Source organism: Oribacterium sp. WCC10, assembly GCF_900113415.1.
GTDB lineage: Bacteria > Bacillota > Clostridia > Lachnospirales > Lachnospiraceae > Oribacterium.
The window spans coordinates 1-2,726 of record NZ_FOPH01000049.1; the positions used below are offsets into that span (position 1 = coordinate 1).

3 protein-coding genes are annotated in these 2,726 nt (G+C 42.4%); 1 reads left to right on the forward strand and 2 read right to left on the reverse strand.

The annotated features are described in order from the left end of the window. Window positions 1–117: 117 nt before the first annotated feature. Together BM294_RS15560 and BM294_RS15565 are read right to left on the reverse strand one after the other, a co-directional pair. Window positions 118–441, reverse strand: a complete 324-nt coding sequence (locus BM294_RS15560) for a hypothetical protein (RefSeq protein ID WP_091209990.1) — start codon at window positions 439–441, stop codon at window positions 118–120. After that, complete coding sequence (locus BM294_RS15565) at window positions 434–1,954, reverse strand: IS110 family RNA-guided transposase (RefSeq protein ID WP_091209992.1); 1,521 nt, start codon at window positions 1,952–1,954, stop codon at window positions 434–436. Before BM294_RS15565 ends, BM294_RS15560 begins: the two co-directional genes overlap by 8 nt. A gap of 392 nt (window positions 1,955–2,346) precedes the next feature. On the opposite strand from BM294_RS15565, the gene BM294_RS15570 reads away from it, so the two are divergent. Then, window positions 2,347–2,685 (forward strand): hypothetical protein, encoded by a 339-nt coding sequence (locus BM294_RS15570; protein ID WP_091209994.1) that lies wholly within the window; start codon window positions 2,347–2,349, stop codon window positions 2,683–2,685. Window positions 2,686–2,726: the final 41 nt, after the last annotated feature.

Sequence of the window (2,726 nt, forward strand, 5' to 3'; positions counted from 1 at the left end):
GGGAGCCCACTAGACTGTAAAGCGTCTGTATGTCAGATATAAAAGTGGTTTCGGAAAAGAAAACGGCCATGAATACATCCTAAGAAAAATGCATCCACAGCCGTGAGGTTGTAATAATCAGAAATGTTCACCTTTGCCTGCTTCGACTTTCTGGATATTGATAGTATATGAAGCCTCTCCGTTCTTTCGGATATAGGTCTTGATATATACCGGAAAGCAAATATTTGAATTAAGTTCATGGTAGCTTTCAGGTGCATAATCATCAACATAGTATTTCCGGTCATCGTTGCCTTGTACAGTATAAGTAACGATCTCGGTGGTAGGGTTGTCGCGTGGAACCATACGTCTGGTCCTGTCAACTATGATGCCTGAAAGAAAAAGTCCATGTGTGGTTTTGATTTCGGTATTGGCATCGAGTGGTTTACGACCGCGTCTATTCATAAACTGTTTCCTCCTTGTGATTGAGTTTTGACTTTATGTCATCGTACATTTCTTTGTAGGTGACATGATGGTCGAGGAAGTCCTTGAGAAGACCAAAGAATTTCTTTCCCAGACCGTGACATGACCCGAGAGAACAGGAAATGTACGCAGTAGCCAGATCGGTTGTTGTATAGATATCATTTTCTTTAAGAATACGGATGTAACGCTTGAAATCTCCGTTAATAAGAACGAGATCTTCAACAGGGATATCGAAGACATCGATATTTCGGATTGAATGGTAGTTGTCATAAGTGAATTCTGATCCTGTTTTCATCATGTAATACATGGCAACTGATAACTTACGAGCAACGGCATTTGCGGCTTTTTTCTTCTTGCCGGTCTGTTGCTGGAGGTTGTAACCCCAAATGCCAAACATTTCGTTATGTCGATGAATAAGACGATGAGCACACATGTTCAACGCTTTATGAAGAGGTTTGTTTCCTCCACGTTTGACGGTACTTGTAACCTTGCCTGCACTGATCTTAAGACTTGGGTCGAGACCACAATAAGCAGACAGAGCTTTGGCATTTCTGAAGCGTCTCGGAGTGATGACTCTTGCAAGCCATAAAACAGCTGTCAGTTCACCAATCTGTGGAGCAGTTGCAAGTATGCGTATCATTTCATCGCCGGGAATTCTCGTTGTATCTGTTTCCCATTCCATTGAACGGGCTTTTTGGAAAATCCTGGATTTACATTCATTAGCCCGAGCTGTAAAGTAGTCATATTTTTCGTATTCATTTCGGAGGACCATGCGTACTTCTAAAGGAATGGGTATAGGACATAAACCTTCGATGGAACTTGGATCATCAGATATTTGATCTTCCACAATGGCGCGGATCATTGGATCCTTAACAACACTGCCGCTGCGACCGACAGTAAAACCAAAACGTGTAATGATGTTGTTGATACGGTTCCCGGCAGCATTGGCATCATGGATGAACCGTTCACGTTGGTCGATCAGTATGCGAAGAGTTTTGACATCTTCGCTTGGCATATAGCACTCTGACCAAATATTTATCTGATCATGAAGTGCAAGCAGACGGCTGTCCAGTACATCAGTCTTACGCTTGGTGGCTCCGGCTATGGTTGGATTGATTATTGTGGGATTGCCGTTAAATGCCATACACACGGGCATATGGTAGCTGGCTGTAGATTCAACAAGATAGTGAAGTGGTTCTGAAAGATCAGGGACTGGATCTGCTTTCGTACTAAGGATGTTGATGCACCATTCGCGAGCAGCGACAAGGCTTGTCCAATCCGTCGAAAAACGGCCCTGGGCTTTATTTATAAGTTTACCGTTACGATACCGGACACATACTTCGATGAATCTTGAATGACAGTCAATGCCGATGCCATACTCTTTAACGTACTCGATATCATCATCCGGAATCGTATCGAAATCTTCAATGACAGAATCAGGATTACGGATCAGTTCAGAAAGGCGAGGTTGCTTATTATGTAAATCTTTTTGCATACAATACCAAACGGAGTGATTTCTCCGTACCTCCTTTGCTATAATCTATAAGGTATTTGCAATAGATGTCATGTAGCAACAGGTTCAATGGTAGGCGCATTTCACGCAGTGTTATCGCCGACTGTCCTCATATTTATCTGATGAGGCGGTACGGTGTAGACAATTCTCCTCTAGGTGCTTTCAAGGCGACACGACATAGCACGCAGATACCGCAGGACCCAGGCTCCCTAAGAGCGTTCATGGACGCTAAGGTGTGAGACGGGTTCATGAAATGATCGAGACGATAAGTCTCTTCTATAGTGATTATAGATTCTGATAGGAAGAATTTGCAGTCTCGAAATAGAATGAAAATCTTGGTACGGTGAAAGGATAGGCATTTGGAGGTTGCGGATATGGCGAAAACAGACAAGGTATTGACGAACGACCCGGTGGTATTAAGGATACTGGAATTGATCAGGAAAAGAAGGAAAAAGGAAATAGATCTCGCCGGGTATCTGGGCATACCAACCGGATCCATGGCTAAATGGAAGTATTACGGAAGTACATCGTACCTGAGATATGTAGAGGAAATATGCATATTTCTTAACACGACACCGAATTATCTTTTCCTTGGGCATGAAGAAACAGTAGAAAGTCTGTCATTTGAAGAAAAAGATATAATTCGAATGTATCGTGACCTGGATGAAGGAAGAAAGAACTGCATCAAGGAAACTTTACGATATTTAACATAAATGAGATAGATTAATACGAAGTGGTAGAAAAACCACTTTTA

Excerpts from the sequence above, each read along its gene's own strand:
- BM294_RS15560 (WP_091209990.1), bottom strand. The coding sequence starts at position 441 with ATGAATAGACGCGGTCGTAAACCACTCGATGCCAATACCGAAATCAAA.
- BM294_RS15570 (WP_091209994.1), top strand. The coding sequence starts at position 2,347 with ATGGCGAAAACAGACAAGGTATTGACGAACGACCCGGTGGTATTAAGG.
- BM294_RS15565 (WP_091209992.1), bottom strand. The coding sequence starts at position 1,954 with ATGCAAAAAGATTTACATAATAAGCAACCTCGCCTTTCTGAACTGATC.